The 20,591-nt window shown below is 70.4% G+C and carries 19 protein-coding genes; 3 read left to right on the forward strand and 16 right to left on the reverse strand.

Going from position 1 to position 20,591, the window contains the following annotated elements; translation table 11 throughout:
- Positions 1-8: 8 nt before the first annotated feature.
- The 8 genes from CQ034_RS10240 to CQ034_RS10275 all read right to left on the reverse strand — a co-directional run bounded on the left by CQ034_RS10240 (position 9) and on the right by CQ034_RS10275 (position 8,922).
- Entirely contained in the window at positions 9-617 is a 609-nt protein-coding gene (locus CQ034_RS10240; protein ID WP_105710952.1) for an alkylhydroperoxidase domain protein, read from the reverse strand.
- Positions 614-1,231 carry a CMD domain protein gene (locus CQ034_RS10245; RefSeq protein WP_105710953.1) on the reverse strand — a complete coding sequence of 206 codons (618 nt, stop codon included), beginning with the start codon at positions 1,229-1,231 and terminating at the stop codon, positions 614-616. The genes CQ034_RS10240 and CQ034_RS10245 overlap by 4 nt, the downstream gene beginning before the upstream one ends.
- Positions 1,228-2,283: a putative FMN-dependent luciferase-like monooxygenase gene (locus CQ034_RS10250; RefSeq protein ID WP_105710954.1), complete on the reverse strand. Its 1,056-nt coding sequence runs from the start codon at positions 2,281-2,283 to the stop codon at positions 1,228-1,230. The genes CQ034_RS10245 and CQ034_RS10250 overlap by 4 nt, the downstream gene beginning before the upstream one ends.
- On the reverse strand, positions 2,280-3,911 hold the full coding sequence (locus CQ034_RS10255; protein ID WP_105710955.1) for an ABC transporter ATP-binding protein: 1,632 nt from the start codon (positions 3,909-3,911) through the stop codon (positions 2,280-2,282). The genes CQ034_RS10250 and CQ034_RS10255 overlap by 4 nt, the downstream gene beginning before the upstream one ends.
- Positions 3,908-4,801, reverse strand: coding sequence for an ABC transporter permease (locus CQ034_RS10260; RefSeq protein ID WP_105710956.1), 894 nt, complete (start codon positions 4,799-4,801; stop codon positions 3,908-3,910). The genes CQ034_RS10255 and CQ034_RS10260 overlap by 4 nt, the downstream gene beginning before the upstream one ends.
- Positions 4,798-5,766 (reverse strand): ABC transporter permease, encoded by a 969-nt coding sequence (locus CQ034_RS10265; protein ID WP_105710957.1) that lies wholly within the window; start codon positions 5,764-5,766, stop codon positions 4,798-4,800. Before CQ034_RS10265 ends, CQ034_RS10260 begins: the two co-directional genes overlap by 4 nt.
- Before the next feature lie 16 nt (positions 5,767-5,782).
- Positions 5,783-7,417, reverse strand: a complete 1,635-nt coding sequence (locus tag CQ034_RS10270) for a TIGR04028 family ABC transporter substrate-binding protein (RefSeq protein ID WP_105711015.1) — start codon at positions 7,415-7,417, stop codon at positions 5,783-5,785.
- Positions 7,418-7,524: 107 nt separating this feature from the next.
- The gene (locus CQ034_RS10275) at positions 7,525-8,922 is read right to left on the reverse strand and encodes an NtaA/DmoA family FMN-dependent monooxygenase (RefSeq protein ID WP_105710958.1); all 1,398 of its coding nucleotides are present in this window, start codon (positions 8,920-8,922) and stop codon (positions 7,525-7,527) included.
- 106 nt (positions 8,923-9,028) lie between these two features.
- Here CQ034_RS10275 and CQ034_RS10280 point away from each other — a divergent pair, with 106 nt between their 5' ends.
- The gene (locus tag CQ034_RS10280) at positions 9,029-10,015 is read left to right on the forward strand and encodes a Gfo/Idh/MocA family protein (protein ID WP_105710959.1); all 987 of its coding nucleotides are present in this window, start codon (positions 9,029-9,031) and stop codon (positions 10,013-10,015) included.
- Positions 10,016-10,017: 2 nt separating this feature from the next.
- The gene (locus tag CQ034_RS10285; protein WP_105710960.1) at positions 10,018-10,998 is read left to right on the forward strand and encodes an NYN domain-containing protein; all 981 of its coding nucleotides are present in this window, start codon (positions 10,018-10,020) and stop codon (positions 10,996-10,998) included.
- A gap of 9 nt (positions 10,999-11,007) precedes the next feature.
- On the opposite strand, the gene CQ034_RS10290 is transcribed toward CQ034_RS10285, so the two are convergent.
- The 8 genes from CQ034_RS10290 to CQ034_RS10325 form a co-directional block, all read right to left on the reverse strand.
- A complete protein-coding gene (locus tag CQ034_RS10290; RefSeq protein ID WP_105710961.1) occupies positions 11,008-11,301 on the reverse strand; it encodes a Dabb family protein in 294 nt (97 codons plus the stop codon).
- A 19-nt stretch (positions 11,302-11,320) separates the two neighbouring features.
- The gene (locus CQ034_RS10295; RefSeq protein WP_029262661.1) at positions 11,321-12,328 is read right to left on the reverse strand and encodes a sugar phosphate isomerase/epimerase; all 1,008 of its coding nucleotides are present in this window, start codon (positions 12,326-12,328) and stop codon (positions 11,321-11,323) included.
- A complete protein-coding gene (locus CQ034_RS10300) occupies positions 12,325-13,179 on the reverse strand; it encodes a sugar phosphate isomerase/epimerase (RefSeq protein WP_105710962.1) in 855 nt (284 codons plus the stop codon). Before CQ034_RS10300 ends, CQ034_RS10295 begins: the two co-directional genes overlap by 4 nt.
- A gap of 78 nt (positions 13,180-13,257) precedes the next feature.
- Complete coding sequence (locus CQ034_RS10305; protein ID WP_029262663.1) at positions 13,258-14,466, reverse strand: substrate-binding domain-containing protein; 1,209 nt, start codon at positions 14,464-14,466, stop codon at positions 13,258-13,260.
- 2 nt (positions 14,467-14,468) lie between these two features.
- On the reverse strand, positions 14,469-15,533 hold the full coding sequence (locus tag CQ034_RS10310; protein ID WP_258134173.1) for an ABC transporter permease: 1,065 nt from the start codon (positions 15,531-15,533) through the stop codon (positions 14,469-14,471).
- Complete coding sequence (locus CQ034_RS10315) at positions 15,530-16,636, reverse strand: ABC transporter permease (RefSeq protein WP_105710963.1); 1,107 nt, start codon at positions 16,634-16,636, stop codon at positions 15,530-15,532. The genes CQ034_RS10310 and CQ034_RS10315 overlap by 4 nt, the downstream gene beginning before the upstream one ends.
- A complete protein-coding gene (locus CQ034_RS10320; RefSeq protein WP_105710964.1) occupies positions 16,633-18,171 on the reverse strand; it encodes a sugar ABC transporter ATP-binding protein in 1,539 nt (512 codons plus the stop codon). Before CQ034_RS10320 ends, CQ034_RS10315 begins: the two co-directional genes overlap by 4 nt.
- Entirely contained in the window at positions 18,168-19,277 is a 1,110-nt protein-coding gene (locus tag CQ034_RS10325) for a Gfo/Idh/MocA family protein (RefSeq protein WP_105710965.1), read from the reverse strand. The genes CQ034_RS10320 and CQ034_RS10325 overlap by 4 nt, the downstream gene beginning before the upstream one ends.
- Before the next feature lie 113 nt (positions 19,278-19,390).
- On the opposite strand from CQ034_RS10325, the gene CQ034_RS10330 reads away from it, so the two are divergent.
- Positions 19,391-20,584, forward strand: a complete 1,194-nt coding sequence (locus CQ034_RS10330) for an ROK family protein (RefSeq protein WP_105710966.1) — start codon at positions 19,391-19,393, stop codon at positions 20,582-20,584.
- The last annotated feature ends 7 nt before the right edge of the window (positions 20,585-20,591 follow it).

The raw sequence follows: 20,591 nt of genomic DNA on the forward strand, positions 1-20,591 counted from the left end.
CAGAGCGGTCAGGCCGGCGCGACCGGCCGTCCGATCGACAGCATCAGCCGGTTCGCCCAGTTGAAGAACGCGGCGCCGTGGATGAGGTCCGAGATCTCCAGGTCGTCGAGCCCGGCGGCACGCAGCCGCACGATCTCGTCCGCGCCGAACGCGTTGGGCGTGTCGGTGAGGGCGACGGATGCCGCGACGACGGCGTTCCAGCGCTCGCCGAGGTCCGCGTCCACACCCTCGTCGAGCAGCAGGTCGACGTCGTCCGTGCGCTTGCTGTGGTGCGCGGCGAAGCGCGAGTGCACCGAGGCGCAGAACACGCAGCCGTTGCGGCGGGATGCCGCGGTCGCCGCGAGCTCACGGTCGGCGCGGGGCAGACCCTCGGCGGCGTTGTAGAAGATGTCCTTGTCGACGAGGGTGCGGGCCTTCAGCACCTCGGGGTCGCGGGCGAGCAGCCGGAAGTAGTCGTTCTTCGCGCGAGCCGCATCGACGAGGCCGTCGTAGTGGCGCTCGGTCAGCTCCGCCTCGGCGAGGGGCTCGAGGTGCGGGACCCACCCGACCTCGCCGCGGGTGAACGCGTGCGGGTGCGGGGCGTCGTCGTGCCGGAGCACGCTCTGTTCGGCGGTCATGCGGCCTCCTCCTCGGAGATCTCGGCGGTCAAGCCCGCAGCGGCGAGCACACGGAGCCCGGTGACGACGCGCTGCTGGAAGGCGAGGAACGACACCAGCTGCGACAGCGTCACGATGCCGTCCGCCGACCAGCCCGCGTCGAGCAGGCGACCGAGGTCGGCGCCCGAAGCCTCGCGGGGGCGGAACACCAGCAGGTGCGTGTGCGCGAGGGCGGCGGCGAGGCGCTCATCCACCGCGGCGATGACGGTCTCGGACGGGACATAGCGCGCCCCGTCGGTGTTCTCGGCCTGCAGTCCGAGCTCGGTGTAGGTGCCGAAGGGTCCGGTGGTCGCCGCCCGGGCGGCCTCCGCGAGCACGACGGTGGCCCGCTGGGTGTCGGCCTCCTGCGCACGACCGGCATAGAACACCGCGGTCGGGTCTTCGGCTCCCGCGAGACCGGTGGCGAAGGCGGCCACGAGTTCGCGTTCGGCCTGCGAGACGTGCTCCGTGCTCACCGGCTGGAAGAGGGCGTCGAAGCTCGCCTGCAGCTGCTCCCTGGTCACCGGACGGCGACGGCGCAGGGCATCGAGCTCCGGCGTCACCTCCACGATCCGGTCCACGATGTCGTCGGTCATGCATTCTCCTTGAGGGTGAGGTTCTGGTCGGTCGTGGTTCCGTGCGGTGTCGGGGTCAGCGCGTAGCCGAGGGCCGGGGCGACCTCGTCGGCGAAGAGCGCGATCGAGCGCAGCACGTGCTCGTGCGGGGCGTCGACCGAGTGCACCTGGAACGCCACCTCGGTCGCGCGGGCGAGGGTGGTGTCGGCGGCGAGCGATTCCGCCACCTGCTCCGGCGTACCCAGGTGTGTGTCGAGCGCGGCGATCAGCTCGTCGATGCTGTCTCCGGGGATCGTCTGGCACTGACGGCGGAAGCCCTCAGCCGCCCGGCGCAGCCCGACCTCGGCGAAGCGCAGCGCCTCGGCGCGGTCGTCGGCGACGAACACGGTGCGCGAGGCGGTGATCCGCGGCGCCACCCCCTCCGGCAGCGCTTCGAGGTACGCGTCGATGATCGGATCCTGCAGGGCAGACAGCGGCGCGTGCAGCCGATCGGCACTGCGCGGTTGCGTGCGAGACAGCAGCAGCCCGTGCCCGTGGATGCCGGCCCGATGCCCGCCCGGCACCGAGAAGGTGGCCTGCCAGACGCGGTCGGCGAGGGCGCCGGCATCCGGATAGAGGGTGTTGCCGGCACCGACATCGCGGCCGGAGAGACCGTCGAGCAGTGTCCGCAGCTTCCGGTCGTAGGTCGGCCCCTTGTCGCGCACGTCCTCGCCGAACGGCGCGAACGACGAGGGCGTGCCGCCGCTGCCGAGTCCCAGATCCACGCGCCCCCCGGAGAGCAGATCGGCGACCACGGCATCCTCCGCCACCCGCACCGGGTCCTCGAGCGGCAGCGTGATCACGCCGGTACCGAGACGGATGGTGGAAGTCACGGCGGCGACGTTCGCGAGGAACACCAGGGGCGACGGCAGCCCGCCCTCGGCCGCATGGAAGTGGTGCTGCGCGACCCAGGCCCGACCGATGCCGTGCCGCTCGGCCTGTTGGATCTGCGCGGTCGCGAACGCATACCGCTCGGCGGGGGCGGCATCGTCGAGCAGCCGGGTGAAGAAGGCGACGGTGGGGGTGGTGGTCATACGACGGTCTCCGTTCGTCCCGGTACTGCGGCCAGCAGCTCCCGGGTGTAGTCGTGCTGCGGGTCGCGGAAGAGGTCTTCCGTCTGCCCCTCCTCGACGATCCGGCCGCGGCGCATCACCGAGACCGTGTGGCTGATCCGCCGCACCACCGCGAGGTCGTGCGAGATGAACAGGTAGGTGAGCCCGAGCTCGGCCTGCAGCGAGGTGAGCAGCTCGAGGATGCGGGCCTGCACCGTGACATCCAGCGCCGACACCGCTTCGTCGAGCACCACGATGTCGGGGTCGATCGCGAGCGCGCGGGCGATCGCGACGCGCTGCCGCTGCCCGCCCGAGAGCTCACGCGGGGTGCGCCGTGCGACCTCGGCGGGGAGTGACACCCGGTCGAGGAGGGCGAGTGCGCGCTCGCGGCGCTCGGTGCGGCTGCCGACGCCGAAGTTCACCAGCGGCTCGGCGACGATGTCGGCGATCTGCTGCCGCGGGTCGAGCGAGGCGAACGGGTTCTGGTAGACGAGCTGGATGCGTCGGCGGAGCACCCGCAGCTGCTCGCGCTTCGCGTGGGTCACGTCGTCGCCGTCGACCTCGATCGTCCCGGCATCCGGCTGATGGAAGCGGGTGATGAGGCGCGCCGTCGTGGTCTTGCCCGAGCCCGACTCCCCCACGAGCGCATGTGTGGTGCCCTTGCGCACCCGGAACGACACGTCGTCGACGGCCCGGAAGCGCTCGCGCCCCGCGACGCGGAACTCCTTGACGAGTCCGTCGGCGACGATCGCCCAGGGGTTCTCGGCGGCGACCGCCGCGGCATCGCGCAGGAACGGCGGGGCGTCGGGCCGACGGAAACCCGTCGCGAACGCCGGAGCGTCGGCGAGCAGCTGCTTCGTGTACGGGTCGGCCGGTGCGGCGAGCACCGCCTCGCTGGAGCCCTGCTCGACGATGCGACCGTCCTTGAGCACGACGAGCCGCTCGGCCCGGTCGGCTGCGACACCGAGGTCGTGGGTCACGAGCAGGATGCTGGTGCCCTCTTCGCGCTGCAGCTCGTCGAGCAGGTCGAGCACCTTGCGCTGCACCGTGGCGTCGAGGGCGCTGGTGGGCTCGTCGGCGATCAGCAGCCGCGGCCGCAGGGCGATCGCGGTGGCGATGAGCACGCGCTGGCGCATGCCGCCCGAGAGCTCGTGCGGATACTGGCGCGCCCGCAGGTCGGGGTCGTCGATTCCGACACGGTCGAGCAGCTCGATGGCCCGTGCCCGCCGCGACCGGCGATCCCGGTGCCCGTGCAGACGGAGGATCTCCTCGACCTGCGCACCGATCGTGCGCACGGGGTCGAGCGAGGTGGTCGGATCCTGCGGCACGAGACCGACCTCGGGACCGCGGATGCCGCGCAGCGCACGATCGGACCATCCCGAGATGTCGAGGTCGCCGAGCAGCACCCGCCCGCCGTCGACGCGGCCGCCCTCCGGCAGCAGCCCGAGCAGGGCGTGCGCGGTGGTGGACTTGCCCGAACCCGACTCCCCCACGAGCGCCAGGGTCTCGCCCTCGGCGATCTCGAACGAGACGCCGTGCACGACCTCGCGGCGCCGGTCCTTGTCGCCGTAGGAGATCCGCAGATCGGTGGCGGAGATGACGGCGCTCACTTCGCGCTCCTTCCGATGCGGTGGCTGATCCGGTTGGCGCTGAGGACGACGACGACCACGACGAGACCGGGCAGGGCGGTGAGCCACCAAGCCGTGCCCACGTAGTTGCGGCCGTCGGCGATCAGCAGGCCCCACTCCGGCGTGGGCGGCGGCGCACCGTAGCCGAGGAACCCGAGCGTCGAGATCGCGAGGATCGCGGTGCCGAACTGCAGTGCGGCGAGCGCGACGATCGGGGTCAGTGAGTTCGGCAGCACGTGCCGGCGCAGGACCGTGAAGAACGTGCCGCCGCTGCCGAAGGCCGCTTCGACGTACTCGGTGCGCCGCACACGGGCGACCTCGGCGCGCATGAGCCGGGCGAACGCGGCGACGCTGCCGAGACCGACCGCGATCGCGGCGTTCACGGTGCCGAAGCCGAGCAGGATGATGACCGTGAGAGCGAGGAGCAGCCCGGGGATCGCGAGCAGCACGTCGACCACGCGCATCAGCACGTCGTCGACCACACCGCCGACGGCACCGGCGATCGCCCCGATCAGCGTGCCGAGGGCGAGGCCGACCGTGACGGCGATGAGCGCTCCCGAGAGCGAGTGCACCGCACCGTGCACGACCCGGCCGAACAGATCGCGGCCGAGGGTGTCGGTGCCGAACCAGTGCGCGGCACTCGGCGCGAGCAGCTTGTCGGCCGGGACGCCCGTGAGCGGGTCGCCGGGGGCGAACACCCCGGGGATGACGGCCCAGAGCACGGCGAGCGCGACGACCGCGTAGGCCAGGTACAGGCCCCAGGCGCGGCCGTGCAGGCGGCGGCGTGGCGGGGTGGATTCGGGCTCGGTCGCCGGCGGTCCCGGAGCGAGTTCGGGCCCGACCACGGGATCGATGATCACGGGAGCGGTCATGCGGTCGCCTCCTGGAGCGCGCGGGGCGCCGAGGCGCGGGCGACGGCGCGTTGGCGGGGGTCGATGAGCGGGGTCACGAGGTCGACCGCGAAGCTGATGATCACGAAGCCGAGGGCCGACAGCAGCACGACGCCCTGCAGCACCGGGATGTCCTGGTTCGCGACGGCCTGCTCGGTGAGGCGGCCGATGCCCGTGCGGCCGAACACGGTCTCGGTCACCACGGCCCCGCCGACGAGCTCGCCGAACAGGACACCGGCGATGGTCAGAGTCGGCACGGCGGCGTTCCGGGCCACCGAACGGGTGAGCACCCACAGCGGCGGAGCGCCCTTCGCCCGCACCACCGTGACGAACGGCTGCGCCTGCACCTGGTCGATCGCGCGCACCAGTACCTGGGCCAGCGGGGCCGAGATCGGCACGGCGAGGGTGAGCACCGGCAGGACGAGTCCGGCCACCGGGTCGGCGCCGACGATCGGCACCCATCCGAGCCCGAACGAGAACACCTGGATGAGCAGGATGCCGAGCCAGAAGACCGGCACCGCCACGAACAGCCCGGGCACCTGACGCAGGCCGTCGCGCAGCCACGCGAACGGTGCGAGCGAGGAGAGCCCGGCGATGAGGATGGCGAGGATCAGCGCCACGACGAGTCCGAGCGACGCGAGCAGCAGGGTCGCGGGAAGCGCTTCGCCCAGCATCGTCAGCACCGGGGTGCCGAACTGGGTCGAGAACCCGAAGTCCCCGGCGAGGAAGCCGAGGCCCGCGTGCACGTACTGCTCCCACCACGGCAGGTCTGCGCCATAGGTGGCGCGGATGCTGTCGAGCTGGTCCGGCGACAGCCCGAGGCTGGGGTCGGAGAACTTGATCAGGATCGCATCGCCCGGCAGCAGCTGCAGCAGGAAGAAGGTGGCCGTGAAGGCCGCGATCAGAACGATCGCGGCCTGCCCGGCTCGTCGGAGGACGAAGCTCATCGTGTCACCGGCGCTCTCAGTGCTCGGCGAGCCAGACGCCGGAGAACGTCGGACGCCCCACCGACTCGAAGGCGACGCCCTGCACGTAGGTCGCGGTGCCGTACACCTGCGGCTCCTCGAACAGCGGGATGACATAGGCCTGCTCGGCGATGTAGTCCTGCACGGCCTGCGAGGCGGCGACGCGCTTGTCGGCGTCGGGCTCGGAGGCCACGGCGAGCAGCAGCTCGTCGAGCTTCGCGTCCTTCGAGATCAGCACGTCGCGGTTCTTCGTGAAGTACTGGCTCTTGATGACGTCGAGGTCCGCCCGTCCGACCATCGAGTGGTAGAAGCCGGTCTTCAGCGGATCGCGGGTGTCTTCGGCCGCGCTGCCGGCGTCGCCGGGCTTGACCGAGAGCTCCACACCGACCTTCGCCAGCTGCTGCGCGACGAGCTCGAGCGTCTGCTTCGACAGCGGCTGCGGCTTGGCCTCGTAGACGGTGATAGACAGGCGCTCGCCGTCCTTCTCGCGGATGCCGTCGGAACCGGGCTCCCAGCCCGCTTCGTCGAGCAGCTCCTCGGCCTTGTCGGGATCGTAGGCGTAGTGCGCGGACTCGTCCTTGTAGCCGACGGCCTGCGAGGAGAGCACCGACGTCGCCACCGGGTAGTTCTCGGTGAAGAGCGTGTCGACGACCTCCTTCGCGTCCACGGCGGCGACGAGCGCCTGGCGCACGCGGATGTCGCCCAGCAGCGGGTTCTCGGGGCGCAGAGCGATCGAGTTGTTCACGCCGCGGGTCTGCGGGGCGTAGAGCGTGAAGCCGGCGCCTTCGACGCGGTCCTCGTCGAACGCCTGCACGTAGCGGACGTAGTCGGCCTGGCCCGCGAGCAGCGAGCCGATCCGCACCGAGTCCTCGGGGGTGATCAGCACGTGGACGGCGTCGAGGTAGGGGCGGCCGTCGTTGTCGACGCTGTCGGGGCCCCACTCGTAGTCGTCACGGGCGGTGAGCGTGTACTCGGTGCCCAGCTTCTCGTCGGTGACGGTGAAGGGGCCGGATCCGATGATCTCGGCCGCGTTGCCCGCGCCGAAGTCCTCGATCGTGCCGTCGAGCGTCGCAGGCGACAGCAGACCCGAGTTGATGGTCGAGGTGGCCTGCAGGAACCCGGGCGACGGCGCACTGAAGCGGAACGTCACGGTGTCCTCGTCGACGACCTCGCTGCTGGCGTAGTTGTTGATCGCCTCCGAGACCGTGAGGCCGCGCTCCGCATCGCCCAGGCCGTACGTGTCGAAGTTCTTCGCAACGGCCGCGGCATCGAGCACGGTGCCGTCCGAGAACGTGACGTCGGGGTTCAGGTCGAACGTGTACTCGGTGGCATCCGCGTTCACGGTCCAGTCCGAGGCGATCCACGGCTCGATCTCGAGCGTCTCCGGGTTCTGCCAGGTCAGGCGAGCGGCGATGTTGTTGACGATGCCGCCGTTCGGGTAGAAGCCGGCCTGCGGCGGGTACAGGTTCGTGTACGCCTGGTGCTCGAGGTAGGTGAGCGTGCCGCCGGTGACGGGGTCGCCGCCCTCGGCGGGGGCGTTGGCAGGAGCAGGCGAGGAGGCGCAGGCGGCGAGGCTGCCCGCGAGGACGAGCGGGACCGCGATGGCGGCGGCACGGATGAGACGGCGGTTCATGCGGAGGGTCTCCTGGGCTTCGGGTGTCGGGATGTGTTCACGGTAGGAATCGGAGTGGCCGTGCCGCGAGGCGGCGGACACCGGGTGTCGCGCGACGACACGAGTGGTCACGCGTCGACATACGAGGAAATGCGCAGACGGTCGCGGAGGGTCGCGCCCTCGCTCTCCGTCGCGTGTCGCAGCAGTCCGCGGCGGCGCAGCTCGGGAGCGGCCTGGCGGGTGAACGCCTCGAACTGGGCGGGTTGGAAGGCCGACAGCACGTTGAACCCGTCGGCCGCCCCCTCGTCGCGCCAGGTCTCGAAGTGGTCCGCGATGGTGCCGGCGTCGCCGACCACGAAGGCCGCCGGCACCGCGTTGGCAGCCACGAGGTGCCGCCAGGTGAGCGGATCGCCGGTCGTCACCCCGGCTCCCGAGACGCGCAGTCCGGCGATGCCGGCGAGGCGCTCGATGAGTGCGGAGCCGCGCTCCCCCAACCGCTGCGCCTCAGCAGCCGTGACCGGGCGGTCGAACTCCGACGCGCGCAGCGGATCGTCAGCGGCGATGTCGAACGCATCGGCGAGCGCGGCCACCGTGCGGTTGGGCGGGAAGGCGGTGCGAGCCGTCTGATGTCCCTCGGCGAGCGGCACCAGCGCGAGCAGGCGCTCGACGATGCGGCGGGCGTCGGCATCCGTGTCGGCGACGACCGGCAGCACCGGGGCGATCACCTTCACCGCATCCGGAGACCGCCCGGCCTCGGCCGCGATGTCGCGCAGCAGGCGGCGCGTGGCGATCGCGTCGGCGAGCGTCGGCGCGGCGGTCAGGGCGAGGTCGGCCTCGGTCGCGGCGAGCGCGCGCGACCGCGGCGACGTGCCGGCATGCACGATCGGGATCTGTCCCTGCGGAGGGCGAGCGACGTTGAGCGGACCGGTGACCCGCACCTGCGAACCCTCCAGGTCGGCGGCACGGAGCCCCTCGGGGTCGATGAGCACGCCGCGCGCGGCATCCGCGATCCAGGCGTCTTCGTCCCACGAGTCCCACAGGCGTCGGAGCGCCTCGACGAACTCCTCGGCGCGGTCGTAGCGCGTCTCGTTGTCGGCGTGCGCGTCGCGGCCGTGGTTGCCCGCGGCACGCGGCTCGGCGCCCGTGACGAGGTTCACGCCCGCACGTCCGCCGGTGAGCACGTCGAGCGAGGCCAGCGAGCGCGCCGTCGTGTACGGATCGGCGTAGGTGGTGTTGACCGTGGCGATCAGGCCGATGCGCGAGGTGACCCCGGCGAGGAACAGCACCGCGCTCACCGGGTCGATGCGCGCCAGCAGATACGGGTCGCGGAACTCCAGGTCGGGGCCCGTCGCGAGCCAGTCACCGAAGAACAGGTAGTCGAGTCCGGCCTCCTCCCCCTCGCGTGCGATGTGGCGGAGGATGGCGGCGTCCGCGGCCGGATCGCGGTGCGCGCCAGGCTGACGCCAACCCGAGGGGTAGGCCCCCAGGGTGCGCACCATGGCGCCGATGATGAGGGGTTCGGTCATGCTCGTCACGGTAGGAGCGGGCGCGCACCCGCGACCAGGCGGCCGTCGCCGGACGTCTCGGGGTGTAACAGTCCGACATGCGCACCCCACCCCGTACGCTGAGACCATGACTGGTCTTCGTTGGGGAATCCTCGCTACCGGCGGTATCGCCGGCGCGTTCGCATCCGATCTGCGCACGGCGGGGCTCGACCTCGTGGCGGTGGGTTCACGTTCCCAGGAGTCGGCCGACGCGTTCGCCGCCCGCTTCGACATCGCGCACGCGCACCCCTCCTATGAGGCGCTGGTGTCCGACCCCGACATCGACATCATCTACGTCTCCACGCCGCATCCGATGCATCACGAGAACGCCCGGCTCGCGCTCGAGCACGGCAAGCACGTGCTCGCCGAGAAGGCGTTCACGCTGAACCGCGCCGAGGCCGAAGACCTGCAGGCGCTCGCCGCCGAGAAGGGGCTCCTCGTGATGGAGGCGATGTGGACGCGGTATCTGCCGCACATGATCCGCATCCGCGAGCTCATCGCCGATGGCACCCTCGGCGAGATCCGTGCGGTCAGCGCCGATCACACGCAGCTGCTGCCCACCGACCCGACGCACCGGCTCAACGCCCTGGAGCTCGGCGGCGGCGCGCTGCTCGACCTGGGCATCTACCCGATCTCCTTCGTCTGGGACATGCTGGGCGCTCCGACCGACATCCGCGCCGTCGGCCGCCTGATCGAGACCGGCGCCGATTCCGAGGTCGCCACGGTCATGACGCACGAGGGCGGCGCGATCTCCACCACGCTCTCCTCCTCGCGGGCATCCGGGCCGAACGCGGCCAACATCATCGGCACCCAGGCGCGAATCGACATCGACCGGGTCTGGTACACCCCCACCACGTTCCGGGTCACCCTCCCGGACGGCACGGTGCAGGAGGAGTACGTCTCCGAGGTCGACGGCCGCGGCATGCAGTTCCAGGCCCTCGCCGCCGAGCGCCTGGTGCGCGACGGCATCCTCGAGGGCGACATCCTTCCGATCACCGAGAGCGTCGCCATCATGGGCACTCTCGATGAGATCAGGGCGCAGATCGGCGTCCGCTACCCCCGTGAGGAGGCCTGATCATGGCCGAGACCACCGATGCCCGCGTCGCCGTCTACCTCGACTTCGACAACATCGTCATCTCCTGGTACGACCGGGTGCACGGGCGTAACGCCTACGGCAAAGACAGGCAGCGGATCACCGAGAACCCCAACGACCCCGACGTCGTCGAGCGCCTCAGCCGCGCCATGATCGAGGTCGGTGCCATCATCGACTACGCCGCATCCTTCGGCACCCTGGTGCTGACGCGCGCATACGCCGACTGGTCCTCCCCCGTGAACGCCGTGTACCGCTCGCAGCTCGTGGCCCGCGCCGTCGACCTCGTGCAGCTCTTCCCGGCCGCCGCGTACGCCAAGAACGGCGCCGACATCCGGCTCGCCGTGGATGCGGTCGAAGACATGTTCCGCCTGCCCGACCTCACGCACGTCGTGATCGTGGCCGGCGACAGCGACTACGTGCCGCTCGCGCAGCGCTGCAAGCGACTCGGACGCTACGTGATCGGTGTCGGCGTCTCCGGCTCGACGGCCAAGTCGCTCGCAGCGGCCTGCGATGAGTTCGAGTCGTACGACTCGCTGCCCGGTGTCGTGCGTCCGGTGAAGGCCGCTCCGGTCGTCGCCGCGAAGGCCGAGACTGTCGCGGAGCCCGCTCCGGAGACGGTGCCGGATGCGGCCGACGCGGCGGATGCGCCGAAGGCCAAGGCCCCGCGCCGCGCGAGGTCGAAGGCAGCCGCGGCCAAGGTCGAAGAGCCCAAGCTCGACGAGCAGGGCGAAGCGACGCAGCTGCTGGAGCGCGCCCTGCGTCTCGGCCACGACAAGGCCGATGCCGACGAGTGGCTGCACAGCTCCGCCGTGAAGACGCACATGCGCCGCATGGACCCTTCGTTCAGCGAGAAGGCCCTCGGCTACCGCTCGTTCTCCGACTTCCTCAAGTCGCGCGACGACATCGCCGAACTCGAAGAGACCGGACACGAGCGCCTGGTGCGCCTGCGCGAGCTCACGGGCTGATCGGAACCGTCACTCCACGAAGTCGTACTCCTGGAACTCGGCCACCTCGGGCACCCACCGCTCCGCGACGAACGCCCGGTGCGCGGGATGGGCGTCGTAGGCGTCGTAGACGCTCTGATCGGCGAACACCATCGAGAACTGATGCGTGAGATCGCTCTTCGCGCTGACCTGGCGACGGATCGTGAAGTCCTCGACGCCGGGGATCGACGTGAGCACGGCATGGCCGGTCGCCAGGAACTCCCGCTCCTCCACGGAACCGGCCGGATGGATCAGGCGGAAGACGACGGTGTGCTGGATCGGCATGGGGCTCCTGTCGGGGTGGTCACTGGTTGCTGAACGCGGCGTCGAACGAGGCTTCGGGCTTCGGCCACAGCAGCGAGCGCACGTACGCCAGCGCCTCGGGGGCGCCGTGCAGACGGTCCATCCCCGCGTCCTCCCACTCGATCGAGATGGGGCCGGAGTAGCCGATCGCATCCAGCGCGCGGAACGAGTCCTCCCACGGCACATCCCCGTGCCCCGTCGAGACGAAGTCCCAGCCGCGCCGAGGGTCGCCCCACGGCAGGTGCGAGCCGAGCACGCCGGCCCGGCCGTTGTGCGGACGCATCCGGGTGTCCTTGCAGTCCACATGGTAGATCCGGTCCGCGAAGTCCACGATGAACCCGACCGGATCGATGTTCTGCCACATCATGTGCGACGGGTCCCAGTTGAACCCGAACGCCTCCCGGTGATCGATCGCCTCCAGCGCGCGCACCGACGACCAGTAGTCGTACGCGATCTCCCCCGGATGCACCTCGTGCGCGAACCGCACGCCCTCCGCATCGAACACGTCGAGGATCGGGTTCCATCGGGCCGCGAAGTCCTCGAACCCACCCTCGATGACGGATGCCGGCACCGGCGGGAACATCGCCAGATACGGCCAGATCGAGGAGCCGGTGAACCCGACCACGGTGTCGATGTCGAGCTTGCGCGCGACGCGGGCAGCCCGCTTCATGTCCTCGGCCGCCCGCTGCCGCACGCCCTCCGCCTCACCGTCGCCCCACACGTACTCGCGCAGGATCGCCTGGTGTCGGAAGTCGATCGGCGCATCGCACACGGCCTGCCCGGCGAGATGGTTCGAGATCGCGAAGATCTTCAGGCCGTGCCGGTCGAGGATCTCCCGGCGCGACGCCACGTAGGCGTCATCCTCGTCGGCACGCCGCAGGTCGAGGTGATCACCGGACGCGGCGACCTCGAGTCCGTCGTACCCCCACTCCGCAGCGAGGCGGGCGACCTCCTCGAACGGCAGGTCCGCCCATTGCCCGGTGAACAGCGTGACCGGATGCGTGCTCATGGATACTCCAATGCTCGGAGGGCAGCGATGCTGCGCGCGGCGAGTTCGTCCTGACTCGGGGCGAGCGGGCGCCACACCGAGGCCGCGACCGCGATCGTGGCGTTCTCCCCCGTGAAGCTCTCCAGCCCCAGCGGGCCGCGATAGCCGGCGTCGTCGAGGGCCGCGAGGATCCCCGGCCAATCGGTGTGGTCGTCGCCGACGGCCCCACGGTCGCTCCCGCACACCTGCACGTGGGCGATCGCGGCACCGGCGGCCCGGATCGCCTCGTCGGGCTTCTTCTCTTCGATGTTGAGGTGATACGTGTCGAGCGCGAGTCCGAGACCGGCACCGAGCAGCGGGCCGAGAGCGTCGAGGCTCTGCTCGACCGTGTTGAGCAGGCTCGTCTCGTAGCGGTTCAGCGGCTCGATCGCGAGGGTGATGCCCGCCTCGGCGGCCTCGGCGACGAGGGGCGCGAGGTTCTCCCGCAGCTCCCCCACGACCGCCGCCCGCTCGTCGGCATCCATCCGCCAGGTGACGCCGGTCGGCGCGTAGAAGGGGCCGGCCACGACCTCGGCGCCGAGCGTCCGAGCGGCCGCGATGCAGGCGCGCAGGTAGGTCTGCGTCGCGGCGACATCGCCGGCACGGGCGATCAGAGATCGTCCAGGCCCCATGGCTCCGACGACGATCGCGCCGAGCCCGAGCGAATCGAGCAGGTCGCGGGTGCGCCCGGGATCCCAGTCGCCGACGCTCTCGAGCGGCAGCTCCAGCGCGTCGTACCCGAGGCCCTTGGCCTTGCGGGCGAGCGGCTCGAGCGTCGCGTCGGTCAGCGGAGACGTCCACACCCATGTGTTGACGGCGATCGTGCGGGGCATCGTTGTCCTTGTGATCGTGAAGCGCTCCCACCCTCCCACCCCGCGGGTGCGGAGCGGAAGGGCGGGAGCGGATTTCGGTTACGGGATCTGACGCTGCTGCCACACCGTCGGGTAGCCGGGGAGGTTCTCCCCGCCGAACTTGGCGTAGTGGCCGTCGGGCATGCCCTCGTTGGCCTTCAGGTAGTCGTCGAGCTCGGGCTCCGTGATCGGCTTCTGCGGGAGGACCCATTCCTTCGGAACCTCTTCGCCGGCGAAGATCATCTGCGCCGCGAGCAGCGGAGTGCGCCACTGGAAGTTGGAGTACACCGGCGCGAGGCCCGTGAGACCCGTGTCCTTCCACTTGCGCAGGAAGCTCATCTCGTCCTCACCGGTCATGACCGGGTAGTCCGCTCCGGCGTCCTCGAACGCCTCGATGGCCGCGACCGCGCCGTCACCGGCATCCATCCAGATGCCGTGCACGTCGCCCTTGGCGAGCTCGTCGCTGATGATGCTCTTGATCTCGGCGGGGTCGGCGCCCGTGAAGTGATCCACAGCCTCGATGCCGGCCTCGTCGAAGAGCTTCTCGGCGGCGGCCCAGCGGTGCTCGAGCACGTCGACACCCGGGAGGATGCGCAGTGCCACGACCTTGTCGCCCTCTTCGAGGTTGTCGATGAGGAACTCGGCGGTGTCGATACCCCAGGCGAAGCCGCCGATCGGGTGGATGAACGTGACCGGGCAGTCCGTGTTCACGCCGCGGTCGAACACGACGACCGGCTTGCCCGTCTCGCAGGCCCGCTCGACGGCCGGGGTCATGGCCGCCGTGCTGTTCGGCGAGATGAGGAAGACGTCGCATTCGCCCTCGGCGATGAAGTAGTCGATGTCCGCGATCTGCGTGTCATCGGAGTCCTGCGCGTCGCGGGTTTCCATCTCGCTGATGGCGCCCGCGTCCTGCAGCGACTTCAGCTGCTCGTTCATCGTGATCCAGCCGGTCTGGCGCCACGGGTTGGAGATCGACGCGTTGGCGAAGCAGGCCTTCTTGGCCCCCTCGCTCGCGAACTCCGCCGTGTCGACCATCTCGGCGTTGATGTGCTGCAGGTAGGGCTCGTCCTCCGGCCCCTGCGGGGTGACGCCGCGCTCCTCGTCCTGCTTGTCGAAGAGCTCCTGGTCGAACCACTCTGTCGTCTCTGCCGTCTCCTCGGGGTTCTCCGACTCCGCCGGCGCCACGGACGGGTCGGTCGTACACCCGGCGAGCGCGATGAGGCCGAAGAGAGCCACCCCTGCGGTGGCGATCTTCATCGATCGTCGCATTGCTAATCTCCTCTGGTTTCTGTGTTGATGGTGCTGGTGGTTTCAGGGATTCTGGTGGTTTCAGGGATTCTGGGTTCTTCGGGAGGGATGTCCGATGGCAGCGGCCCGCGCTTGCGCCGCGCCCGGAAGGCGACGGCGGAGTAGGCGACCGCGGCGATGATGATGACGCCCTGCACGGCATCGCGCAGTGTCGAGGGGATGCCCGCGATGTTCAGCAGCATGAACAGTGCTTCGAGGGCGAAGGCACCGGCGACCGCGCCGACGATCCACCCTCGGCCGCCGCCCAGCACGACGCCTCCGAGCACCACGGCTGTGATGGCCGTGAACTCGTATCCGCGGCCGACCGAGGGGTGCACGCCGGCGTATCCGACGAGGAGCACGGCCGACAGCGAGGCGGAGAGCGATGAGATGACGAACGCGCGCGTCGTCACCCAGGCGCGGCGGGCCCCGGCGTAGTCGACCGCACCGGCGTTGTCGCCGACCGCGATCAGCGTCTTGCCCAGCGGGCGCTTGGTGATCCAGATGCCGAGTCCCAGCCACACGATGAGCAGCAGCACCGCCCAGGGGATGAACTCGAGGAACGGCACGTCGCGGATGCCGCCGCGGCCGATCTCACGGAAGCTGTCGGCCGGGTTCCCGGTGGCCGCTCCCCCGGTCCACCACATCACTCCACCCAGGAGGGCGAGCATCATGCCGAGCGTGACGATGAACGACGGCACCTTCAACAGTGTCGTGATCACTCCGTTCACGAGCCCGACGGCCACCGCGAAGACGATCATGAGCAGCAGGACCGGCACCGTGCGGGCGTCGTCCTGACCGACCAGGTTGCCGGCGATGATCACCTGCGCCGTGATGAGTGAACCCTGCGAGAGGTCGAACTCCCCCGCGATGATCACGAAGTACTGCCCGATCGCGACGATCGCGATGGGCGCCACCCGCTGGATGAAGCGCATGAACTGACCGGGCTCCGCGAAACTCGGGTTGAGGATCGTCACGGCCACCAACAGCAGCACGAGCAGCAGGAACACAGCCCCACGGGGACTCACGAGAGTGCGCAGCGCGTTCATGAGCGTCCTCCTTCCGTGGCGGTGCCGATATCGGATGCGGTGACAGTGGTGACGTCGGCGAGCTGCGACGCGGCGGCGGCCATCTCGGGTGCCGCCGCCTTCGCGGCATCGTCCCCGCCGGTGCGGGTACCTCCGGCGCCGAAGCGCGGACGGCGGCGGATGATCGACCGGCGGCTGTAGACGGCCACTGCCGCGACGATGACGACGCCGCGGACGACGTCCTTGAGGAACGGGTTGACCTGCATGACGCTCATGACGTTGTCGACGACCGCGAGGATCGCCACGCCGCCGATCGTGCCCCAGACGGAGCCGCGTCCACCGAGAAGCAGCGTTCCGCCGAGCACGACCGCAGCGATCGAGAGCAGCGCGTAGCCGCCCTGCTGCCCGACGGTCGGGCTGCCGACGCCGAGGCGGCTGGCGAGCAGCAGACCCGCGAGCCCGGCGAACACCGAGCAGAGCACGTGCGCCCAGATGAGCGGCATCCGGGTGCGCACGCCGGATAGCCGCGCGATCTCGGGGTCGCCGCCGACGGCGTAGAGGTGGGCACCGGTGCGGGTGCGGTTGAGGAGCACCCAGATCACGACGGCCAGCACGATCATGATGAGCGTGGAGACCGGGATGGGGCCGACGCCGGTGGCGCCGATGAGCTGGAACGCCCAGGGCACCTTCCCCGCGGATCCCTCGAAGTTCGTGTTGAGGATGCCCTGCAGGATGAGTCCGACGCCGAGTGTGGCGATGAAGCCGTTGACCTTGAGCACCGTGACGATGAGCCCGTTCACGAGACCCACGCCGGCGCACACGAGCAGCGTGACGATCACGGCCACCGGGATGTTCGCCGCGTTGTCGTTCATCATCGTGGCCGCCAGCAGACTCGACAGGCTGATCACGTAGGTGACCGAGAGGTCGAGAGAGGCACCGATCACCACGAGCGTCTGCCCGATCGCGACGAGGCCGAGCACGCTCATGCCGGTCAGGATGTCGCGGATGTTGCCGGCACTGAGGAAGTTGCGCCCCACGGTGCCGACCAGGATCGCGCCGATGACGAGCACCAGGAGCAGGATGCCGAGCACGATGACCGTGGAATCGATCTTCAGACGCTTCATCGCGCACCTCCGTCCGTCGCGGTGCCGGGATCGAGGGTGCCCGGATGGGCGGCGCCGGTCGCGGCCCCGAGGATCTCGTGCTCGGCGGAGCCCGCCGGCAGTTCGGCGACGAGTTCGCCGTCGTGCATGACCAGGATCCGGTCGCTCATGCCGATCACCTCCGGCAGTTCGCTCGACACCATCAGCACGGCCTTCCCTTGCGCTGCGAGCTCGCGCATCAGCTGGTAGACGGCGTACTTCGCACCGACGTCGATGCCGCGGGTGGGCTCGTCGAAGAGCACGATCTGCGGTTGGGTGAGCAGCCACTTGGCCAGCACCACCTTCTGCTGGTTGCCGCCGGAGAGGAAGCGCACCTCCTGGTCCAGGCCCCGCGAGCTGACCTCGAGCGAGCTCAGGATGCCAGGCACCTCCCGTCGGGATGCGCCGGTACGACCGGCGAAGACACTGCGGACGACGAGGAGCGCGTTGTCGAGGACGGACTGACCGAGGGCGAGGCCCTGCGCCTTGCGGTCCTCCGAGACGAGGGCGAGGCCGGCGCGGACGGCGGCGCGGGCGGTGCCGATGCGCACGGGCGCCCCGTCGAAGCGCATCGATCCGCGGGTGAAGGCCTGGATGCCGAACACCCCTTCCACCAACTCGGTGCGTCCGGAACCCTGCAGACCGGCGATGCCGACGATCTCCCCAGCGCGGAGCGTGAGGGAGACCCCGTCGACGTAGGCGTTGCCGCAGCCGTCGAGTTCGAGCCGCGCGTTCCCGACCGTCGTGCCCTCGACCGCATCCGGGAAGTACGACTGGATGGAGCGGCCGACCATGCGCCGCACGAGCTCATCCGTGGTCAGGGCGGCGGTCTCGTCGGTCGAGACGAGCGCGCCGTCCTTGAGGATCGTGATGCGATCGCACAGGTCGAAGATCTCCTTCAACCGGTGCGAGACGTAGATCACGGCGACGCCGCGGGAGGTGAGCCGGCGGATGATCGCGTAGAGCAGCTCGACCTCGCGGTCGCTGAGGGCGGCGGTCGGCTCGTCCATCGAGATGACCCGAGCATCGAAGGAGAGCGCCTTGACGATCTCGACGATCTGCTGCTCGGCGACCGTCAGCGAACCCACGCGCGAGGTCGGCTCGATGAAGGACACCCCGAGGTCGGTCAGCAGATCAGCGGTCCGCGAGTTCATGGCCCGCTGGTCGACGAACCCGCGCCGACGCGGCTCACGTCCGAGATAGACGTTCTGCGCCACCGTGCGCTCCGGCAGCAGGGTGAACTCCTGGAAGACCGTGACGATGCCGGCATCCATCGCCTGCCGCGGGTGCGCGTGGTGCACCTCTTCGCCGCGGTAGGAGATCGTGCCCTCATCGGCCGGCTGCACGCCGGCGATGATCTTCATCAGCGTGGACTTGCCCGCGCCGTTCTCGCCGACGAGACCGTGCACCTCGCCGGGCCGCACGTCGAAGTCGATGCCCTTGAGAACCTCGACGCCGAAGAACGACTTGCGGATGCCGGCCACCTGCAGCACGGGCTCGGTCGTGGTCGTGATCATGCCGTCACCTCCACCCATCGTCCGCCATCGGCCGCCGACGCGAGCACTGCCTCGGTCAGCACGGCCGAGCGGTATCCGTCGGCGAAAGTCGGGAGCCCATCGGGTTCCGCACCGGCGATCGCCGCATAGACGTCGGCGATGAAACTGTTGAAGGCGTCCTGGTAGCCCATCGGGTGTCCCGCCGGAACCCGCTGCAGCCGCGCGGAATCCGGGTCGGCGGTGGCGGGGTCGCGCAGCAGCAGCCGGGATTCCTCGCGCATGCCGATCCACAGCTCCTCGGGGCGCTCCTGCTCGAAGCGCAGGCTCTGCCGCGAACCGTGCAGCTCGAGGGTGAGGGCGTTCTTGCGGCCGGCGGCCATCTGCGAGATGAGCAGCGTGCCGAGGGCGCCCGACTCGGTCTCGACGAGCACCGCGACGATGTCCTCCGTATCGACCGACTGCCCCGAGCGCTCCGAGAAGACCCGACGGGTGCGGGCGCTCAGCGCGTGGATCCGCTCACCGATCACGAACTCGATCAGGTCGCACAGGTGCGAGCCGATGTCGGCGAAGGCGCGGGATGCACCGCCGGACTCGGAGCGCACCCGCCAGTCGTCGTCGCTCGACAGCAGCATCCAGTCCTGCAGATAGGAGCAGTCGAGGGTGAGCAGGTCGCCGGCCTCACCGCGGGCGATCCGCGCCCTGGCCTCGCGCACCATCGGGTGATAGCGGTAGATGAACGGCACGGCCGCCACCAGCCCGCGGGCCTCGGCCGTCTCGGCGAGAACCCTCGCGTCCGGGGCCGTCGTCGCGAGCGGCTTCTCGCACACGACGTGCTTGCCGGCGTTCAGAGCTTGGAGCGCGAGTTCGGCGTGCGTGGCGTTCGGCGTGCAGATGTGCACGACGTCGATGTCGCCCGCCTCCAGCAGACCGGCCGCATCGCTCTCGGCTCGACCGGCGCCGAGCGCCAGTGCGGCATCGCGACTTCCTTCGCGGGAGCGGGTGGCGACGGCGCGCAGTTCGCCGCCGGCGTCGCGGGCCGCGGTGCGATGCACGCGGGCCATGAATCCTCCGCCGAGGATGCCGGCTCGGATCGTTCCGAGACCGGTGTCAGTGACATCCGTTGTCATGCGGCGATTCTGACACAGACCTGCAGACTTTTGCTAGACCTTCGTCAAAAGTTATCTGACGGAAATCGGAAGTCGATCGGCGAGACGCCGAAGTGCTGTGGTTTACTGACGCAATGGTTGACGTTCTCAGGCCCGCTCCGGCGATCGCATCGGGGATCGGAGAGATCTTCCAGATCCTCCGCGACGGCCACGCCAGGACGAAGGCGGAACTCGCCGTCCTCACCGGCCTCGCCCGGTCGACGGTCGCCCTGCGGGTCGACGCGCTCCTCGCCGCCGACCTCGTCCGCCCCGCCGGAGAAGCCGTCTCCACGGGCGGCCGACCGCCCGCACGCGTGGCCTTCAACCCGCGCGCCGGGCTCGTGCTGGCGGTCGACCTCGGCGCCACGCACGCGACGGTCGCGGTCGCCGACCTGGCCGCCGTCATCCTCGATGCCCGCACGCGCACGATCGACATCGGCGACGGACCGGAGAGCCTGCTCGACACGATCCTCGCGGATGCCGCCGCCCTGCTCGACTCGACCGCCGGCGGCCTCCCGCTCGTCGGCGTCGGCATCGGCGTCCCCGGCCCCGTCGAGCACTCCACCGGCCGACCGACCAACCCGCCGATCATGCCGGGCTGGGACCGGTTCGACGTGCCCGCCTACGTGCAGAAGACCTTCGACGTGCCGGTGCTCGTCGACAACGACGTCAACATCCTCGCCCTCGGCGAGCAGGCGATGAGCTGGCCACAGGTCGAAGACCTCGTCTTCGTCAAGGTCTCGACCGGCATCGGCGCCGGCATCATCGCGGGCGGCCAGCTGCAGCGCGGCGCGCAGGGATCCGCGGGAGACATGGGCCACGTGCAGGTGCCCGCGGGCGCGGGGTCGACCCGCGAGCCGGGCGATGAGCGCGACCTCGAGGCCCTCGCCAGCGGTTCCGCCCTCGCGATCGCGCTCCGCGACGAAGGGCTCGACGTGCACGGCCCCTCGGACGTGGTCGACCTGGTCCGCGCCGGAAACGCCGCCGCGATCGAGGCCACCCGTCAGGCGGGGCGTGATGTCGGCGAGGTCCTCGCGACCGTCGTCAATCTCCTGAACCCGTCGATCATCGTGCTGGGCGGCAGCATCGCCCGCGCCGGTGAGCACCTGCTCGCGGGTGTGCGCGAGGTCGTCTACCGCCGCTCGATCCCGCTCGCGACGCAGCATCTGGCGATCGTGCAGTCCCAGGCGGGCGACCGCGCTGCCGTGCTGGGGGCCGCGATCATGGTCGCGCGCGAGGTGCTCTCCCCCGCGAGCGTCGACCGCTACGTGGCGGCGAAGGCGCGCTGATCCGCAC

Source organism: Microbacterium sp. MYb45, from assembly GCF_002979655.1.
GTDB lineage: Bacteria > Actinomycetota > Actinomycetes > Actinomycetales > Microbacteriaceae > Microbacterium.